This window comes from Burkholderia sp. MR1-5-21, assembly GCF_053427715.1.
Genome location: NZ_JBSAXD010000069.1, coordinates 1 through 6,288, shown reverse-complemented (window position 1 = coordinate 6,288; position 6,288 = coordinate 1). Strand labels below are relative to the sequence as shown.

General features: G+C 58.0%; 6 protein-coding genes and 1 pseudogene. 4 read left to right on the top strand and 3 right to left on the bottom strand.

All coding sequences use genetic code 11. The features are described 5' to 3' along the window. Window positions 1-619, top strand: a pseudogene (locus tag ACV229_RS40305) (hypothetical protein); the annotation flags it as partial. A gap of 432 nt (window positions 620-1,051) precedes the next feature. Next, window positions 1,052-1,258, top strand: coding sequence for a DUF6494 family protein (locus tag ACV229_RS40300; protein WP_321803704.1), 207 nt, complete (start codon window positions 1,052-1,054; stop codon window positions 1,256-1,258). A gap of 469 nt (window positions 1,259-1,727) precedes the next feature. Here ACV229_RS40300 and ACV229_RS40295 read toward each other — a convergent pair whose 3' ends face one another. Further along, window positions 1,728-2,033: a panthothenate synthetase gene (locus tag ACV229_RS40295; RefSeq protein WP_448088616.1), complete on the bottom strand. Its 306-nt coding sequence runs from the start codon at window positions 2,031-2,033 to the stop codon at window positions 1,728-1,730. Between the two features lie 530 nt (window positions 2,034-2,563). Between ACV229_RS40295 and ACV229_RS40290 the strand changes: the two genes are divergently transcribed. Beyond that, window positions 2,564-3,100: a lipocalin-like domain-containing protein gene (locus ACV229_RS40290; RefSeq protein ID WP_448088615.1), complete on the top strand. Its 537-nt coding sequence runs from the start codon at window positions 2,564-2,566 to the stop codon at window positions 3,098-3,100. Between the two features lie 386 nt (window positions 3,101-3,486). Here the strand turns inward: ACV229_RS40290 and ACV229_RS40285 are convergent, their stop codons facing one another. Next, window positions 3,487-3,975, bottom strand: a complete 489-nt coding sequence (locus tag ACV229_RS40285) for a cache domain-containing protein (RefSeq protein ID WP_448088614.1) — start codon at window positions 3,973-3,975, stop codon at window positions 3,487-3,489. Window positions 3,976-4,968: 993 nt separating this feature from the next. On the opposite strand from ACV229_RS40285, the gene ACV229_RS40280 reads away from it, so the two are divergent. Next, window positions 4,969-5,337 carry an NUDIX hydrolase gene (locus ACV229_RS40280; RefSeq protein WP_448088613.1) on the top strand — a complete coding sequence of 123 codons (369 nt, stop codon included), beginning with the start codon at window positions 4,969-4,971 and terminating at the stop codon, window positions 5,335-5,337. A gap of 592 nt (window positions 5,338-5,929) precedes the next feature. Here ACV229_RS40280 and ACV229_RS40275 read toward each other — a convergent pair. Then, on the bottom strand, window positions 5,930-6,288 hold a 359-nt coding region (locus ACV229_RS40275; RefSeq protein WP_448088612.1), incomplete at its 5' end, for a hypothetical protein.

The window sequence follows — 6,288 nt, the reverse complement described above, 5'->3', positions numbered from 1 at the left end:
CTCTCTGTACTTCCAGGCCGCTAGACATGAATTGAAAGTTGCCGCGATGTGTATCGTGGCAGGCTTTACACTCGAGTTTGAAGATGAACAGGATAACTCCCGACGACACCCCGAGTTCATCGCAATAGATCGATTCTCTCCAACAAAAATTGCTGTGGAGGTAAAGAGCAGGCACCGCAGAGGTATTCAAGGCTTCAACGGCGGACGCGACATTGGGCCGGGTGATCAAGTTGACATTCGAAAACCACTGCTGGAAGCTTATAAAAAGGACGTCGACCTGCCTTTTTATGTCTTCATTGATACAAACCTGCCGCCTGCTGAGGATGAGTCGATATGGAATAGATGGATGGCCGAAATACGAGATACCATGCTTGATCTCGATGCAGAGGGCTATGCCGATTCTTGCCCCGCCAATGCAATATTCTTCAGCAATGACCCATCGCACTATCTGGCAGAGCAGCAGATCGGCAACGATGCTGACCGGTTGTGGATCACTTACTACGCCGCAAAGACACCACGCGTTCCCCACCCCGAGCAAAATATCGTTTCCCGGCTGATGAGAGCGCACGAACAGCGACTGTGCCCACCAGCAGACCTGAACGAATTCGTGGTTCGTTGATTGGATGATTGAACGGCGAACGCCCGTTTCGAGGTGCGGAACCGACGTCCGAACGTCTCAGTGACCGACGTGTGAATGACGCTTCATGGCTGAACCCGGAAATTCGTCGCAGCCGGAAGATCCGTCGGCCCCTTGCCGCTCGGAACTGCCGCAGCCGACCCGTTCCCGCCGGTCGCCGTGTGAGCGGCTCAAGGGCAGGTAACGGAGTGCTCCAGTCATTCACGCCGCCTTTTCGCGGACAACGGTTCAGAATCGCGTGCCTGAAGCAACCGGGTATTTTCCACGATTGGAGATGGAGCCCGGGTTCCGGCGAACAATCTGGCTTGACGAATCTCGCGAGTTTTACGCGCATACTCGAGGCCGACGGACACCGCACGCGTTCTCCGTTACGTCATCGCAGCAGGCACCCTTCCCCGGAGACTGGAGATCTAAATGAATGACGACACCTTCAACCTCAGCGTACGCAAGTTTTTAAAAATGGTCGGCGTTAGTTCGCAGCGTGAAATAGAGCATGCAGTCGCCAAGGCGATTGCCAGCAGCGCGATTGCGGGCAATGAATCCTTTCCAGCGAAAGTTACGTTGGAAGTCCCGGGGCTCAAGCTGAAAGTGGATTTCGAAGACGAAATCAGGCTTGAGTAAGAGGACGAACGCCACGCGCAGAAAAAGCGTTTGCCCGGAGCAGATTCGCGGCCGCCGGCACGTTCTCGGCCGCTACTGCCCACGTGAGGGGCCGGCGTGGGACAGGCGAAAGGACGGTCTCGAGTCGGCAAGCTCCCGGTATGGCTGCTGGAAGATTGGGCAGACGAATCGCTCTACTGGCACGAGGCCGCTCTCCGGATGACGGACGCAAGCACGTTGTCGACGGCAGTCAGCTTCCTGTGTACGGGGCGACCGGCTGGGAGCGCATTCCCGTCGGAATCGTGGTAAAGCGCATGTACTGCCAGAAGTTGGATGCGCAGGTTCTTGGCAAATTGCCAACTTCAACCGTTTGCGAGCAGTTCGTAGCGCACTTGACGTCGCTGGATACGCTTCTTGCCGACCATCCATGGCTTGTTCGAGACGCGAAATCGATCGCCGACCGCGGCCCGGCTGCTGCGTGCGGCTTGTGCTATTTCCACTTTGAACCGATTGCCTCCAGCCCGGCTTTCTGCAGGTCTTCCGGTCCCATCACGACGCGAAACTCGCAGTCGGCATTGAACGTGAGAAACCACGGCTCTGCGAATGCGGGAATCTGCGACGGATCATCAAGGTTGATCACGAAGATTGCTCCGCGTCCTCCGCTTTGCTCGGTAAAATAGGCCGCTTCCGGTTTCGCTTCTTCGAGTATTTTCGCCATCACGGCCCCGATGGTGCCGTCGCGCACGAAAGCATTGAATGGCTCGTGGGGAATTCGTATGTTCAGAAGCATGCGCATGGACATTCTCCTAGCCTGAGGCGCGGAAAGAACTTTTCGAGTATAGGAGATCTCGGCTGTTCCTTTAGTGGCTTAGGCAACACTCCTCACGCATTGGTGCGCAACGGTGCCGAGCATCGGAAACCCGCAAATTGACGCGGGGGATTGACTGCGGCCGACGTCCGATCTCTGGTGCGGAGCCGACGCCCGATTGTCCGCACGATCTTGCGAGCGAGCGGCCGGAAGTGGCCGTCAGCACGCATTGCCGAAAGCCGCCCGAAAGCTGACATTGATCATTCCCACGTCCGCTTCGTGGAGCGTTCGTCGAACTGGTGCAATCGGCCATGAAGGGTCACTCGTCTGCACCATTTTTCGGACGCTCAAGCGGCGGCTCCGCTTTGTAAGCGGCCGATCAGGTCGCGGCGATGAGCCTCACTTATTGGCCGGAGCAGCCACGCCCAATAGGCCTCAGGCTCCCGAGGATGCGCAAAACGTCTTCACGAGTAATATGACCAAGATCTCAGCGCAATCAGCCACGGAAGGAGGCCTGTATGTCACTGAGCAAGACACCGTCGGTCAACGAAGGCCCGGGGCGCGTCGCGGCATTCGTGCTTTACATTGTCAGCACGCTTCTCACCGGCGTGGCGCACGCACAGACCCAGAGCCTGAGGGAGCAAATTGTTGGCACATGGTCGCCGGTCTCGCAATACGTCGATCAGGATGGGAAGCGCCTGGAGCCTTTCGGGAACGATCCGAAAGGCATCGTGATCTACCAGGCAGATGGGCACTTCGTGCTCTACCTACAGAAGGCCAGTTTGCCGAGATTTGCCTCAAACAACAGGCTAACCGGCACCGCCGAGGAGAACAAGGCAATTGTTCAGGGAAGCATGGCGTATTTCGGTCGCTACTCCATCGACGAGCGTTCGGCAGAGATGCGCATTCACTACGATGGCAGCACGTTTCCGAACTGGGACGGAGAGGATCAGGTCCGCTTGGTCGCAGTCTCTAACGATCAACTAAGAATCACGAGCCCAGCATCAGCGGTCGGCGGCGGATCGGTTCACCTCGTGCTTCGTCGTCTGAAATAGGGCGCTCGCCGCTCGTTCAACGCGAACGACTGCTCCCATGTTCTGACGATACGATCGTCGAAACTTGAAGTGAGACCGCTCTGGTCGGCGAGGGGCCAGCCAGCAAAGCCTGTCGATTGGCCGTTGTACGCTGGAAGCTGTCGCCGTAGTCGCGCGGGTTGAACGGCGGCAACGGGTCGTATGAGCCCGCTGCCTCTCGGCGCTGCTGCGTCCGGCTAAGTTCGGCCATCACCGGCCCTTAACCAGAGCGCTCGGACGGACACTCAAAGTCAGGTCCACTCAGATAGCGGCCCTTTAGGGGCCCCCTGTTCGTCAATCACTCACGTCGCGCTATTGGTCCCGATACTCATGGTGGCGTTAGGTCGGGCTGGGGCTAAACCAAAGGGCTACTTGGGATAGAAGCCCGAACCCACCAGACCTGGAACGCCATCGATCTTCACGACCTTCACGAAGGTCCATTTCTGCGATGGCTGGGTCTGCCCGGGTTTCGGGGCCATGTAGTCGACCCATCCCGATCCGCTGGTCTTAGCCGTCTGAATCATCGCGTCGTGAAACAACTTGCCATTGACATCCTTCTGACCGGTGACCTTTGTCCCCTCACGGGCTGGGATGCCAGTATTCAACAGGACATTCGACTCCAAGTCATATACGAATATATACGTGTCTCCGTGCAACCATTCGGAGCCTTTTACTCTGAAATCGGGAAAAGCTGCCTTACCTTTAGTATCAATCAACGCGGCGGCTTTGTTGACTAGCGCTTCGACCTGTCCCACCTCCTCGGACGGAGGAGGAGACGATTGAGCCAATGAGATTGACGCGGTGCCAGTCAAGCCAGCAAAAAGCAAGAGAACGAGCAAGAAAGCCTTCTTTTTCATGGCATTGTCTCCAGCGGTCGACACTGGGCCCGAGTGTACTCTTTCAGAGCTAGTGCTGCGAATCTTTGGCTAGCCCGATTGATAGTCGCGGAAGTCGCGGTTCCGCTGACGTGTCGGCTGCCGGACTCAGCTCTTAACCGACGGATGAGCGCTGCCCCCTAGCCACCGTGCGTGGAGCTAGGCTGGACGATGGGCAATATTGATTAGACGCGTACTTCCGCCTCCGTATGTTCTCTCACGCACACAAGGCAGGCGGGTTTCGAATTGGGCACGCGCAATGCGGACCGGAGAAGGGATACGACATCGCCCGGGAGAGTCCGCCCGAAACGATCGCCGTTTGACCTCGGAACCCGCCGTCGACCCAGCCCGAAGTGCAGCTACCTGATTGAGTGCGCGAGGAAATGACCGTTGTACCTTGGAAGCCGTCGTTGACCTTGCAATAGCCCGAACGGCCGAGATGGGTCGGGAGTGTGAGTTCGCAGATGCAGGAAGCTGCCGTTCAGCTGCACAGTGCCGCCACCGTCAGCAATGCGCCACATTGCTGACGTAAAACCCAGCCCGTCTCAATGACGGCAACGGCCGAATTGCGCGCGTAGCGTGTCCATCAGATTTCGGAGTGCTGCAGCCGTTCAAACGGAAGGTTTCCCCGCTCGCTGAGCGGCAGGTTGTGGCCGAGCGCCGCCGTTTGCCGTCCCGTGCAAACTCCAATGTTCGTTTTTTGAGATCGCGCCCGTCTCAGCTAGAGATAGCTCGACCCCGCCGTGATGCTGCGCGCATTCGTCGGCACTTTTGTGCTTCTACCCATCTTCGACGACTGAGATTGTGACGTCTTGATGAATTTCTTTAAGGTGTCGCGCATACCCGCCGTCGCTTCGCAACATCGCCGGCTCCTGCTGTTCTGTATTAGGATGCTTGGCTACATCAAGCACCGCCCGATACGCTGGCGTGTCGAGCGCGCCTCGAAAACGCCCGGGGCATAAGTGGGAGTTCGGTTTGAAGAAACGCGCCACCGTGATCTGTCGCAGGGGTAAGCGAATCCTCCTGGTCGCACGTAGTCAATCAAAGTGGGCTTTGCCGGGCGGGATCCTCAAACGTGGAGAACATCGCTCGGACGCTGCACTTCGGGAGCTCAAGGAAGAAACGCAACTGTCCGGGAGGTCAGCCAAGCACCTCTTCGACTTCCGTGGCAAGCAAAAGCACCATCACGTGTTCTCCTGCGAAATCTCGAATCGCGCCAAAGCTCGCCCGAGTAACGAAATATCGAGGTGTCGCTGGGTTCACCTGGACGACATCCCTCGCCTCATGACCAGCGGGCCGACGACCGATATCGTGAAGCTCATGTATCAGCTGCGCAGGAAGTAGCCCAGATATCTAGCCAGATGCCCGACGTCCTGCGAACCTCCCGCCAGCGGGTAGCCTTCCGGCGCCCGCCCGAACGACGGTTCTCGGCGAAGCAGTGCAAGACGGTGTACTAGATTTTCGAAATAATCACGCGCCTGGTGGGATCCCGGGCGCCGCCTTCCGCGATTGCCGCAGTAATGCGCTGTCGATTGAGCTGGAACGCGAGAAGGAGTTGCAACGCAGACAGATCCCTGGCGCCGAGACTCTCCTTGGCCACGCAAGCTGGCAGGGCGTAGGAGTAAAACCCCCAGCCGGGCCCGAACGCTGAGAAATGGATCTCGCCGTCTGCGATCGTCGGCTGCGAAAGCTATAGCGCCGCTTCCAATTCTGCTGAAGAGTCGTTCATCGCGGTGCTCCAAAAGAGGCATCGAGCTATTCCAGCTTCGCCAGGACTTCGCACCCGATGCGGCATACCAGGTGCGAGCACGCTCATCACTCTCACAAACTCTACGTGCCACGGCACGCAGAAATAGATACAACGCCCTATCGGATGCACGTCAACACACAGGGTGTCATACCTCGGACGTCCTCAGTCGATCAAGGAGGCGCCTGGTCAGGTAAGTCTGTGACGGAACTGCTCGGGCGTCGCGCCGTGCGCGTCGTCAGCCCGTTCGCTGCTGGTAGAAGGGAGAATCGTTGAACGGGTACCCTGATGAACTGCCGAGACAGGGTCGAGAATACTTGAGGCCTGATACAGACAAATCCAATCCTTGTGCTCCGGCTGCAGCGGATCGAGTTCGAGTAACCAGTTCGTGTTGCACATACGGCAACAGTAACGTTGCAGGAGCACGGGGCGACGGCCGAGCGGGCGCAGCCGAGTCTGCCCGTCGATTATCCGCAGCCCGTCGTGTGGCTGGACCGTGTCGCCCAGTTGCATTCTTTCGCAGGCTTCGCAGGGCATGGCTGGCAGAG

Excerpts from the sequence above, each read along its gene's own strand:
- ACV229_RS40300 (WP_321803704.1), top strand. The coding sequence starts at position 1,052 with ATGAATGACGACACCTTCAACCTCAGCGTACGCAAGTTTTTAAAAATG.
- ACV229_RS40295 (WP_448088616.1), bottom strand. The coding sequence starts at position 2,033 with ATGCGCATGCTTCTGAACATACGAATTCCCCACGAGCCATTCAATGCT.
- ACV229_RS40290 (WP_448088615.1), top strand. The coding sequence starts at position 2,564 with ATGTCACTGAGCAAGACACCGTCGGTCAACGAAGGCCCGGGGCGCGTC.
- ACV229_RS40285 (WP_448088614.1), bottom strand. The coding sequence starts at position 3,975 with ATGAAAAAGAAGGCTTTCTTGCTCGTTCTCTTGCTTTTTGCTGGCTTG.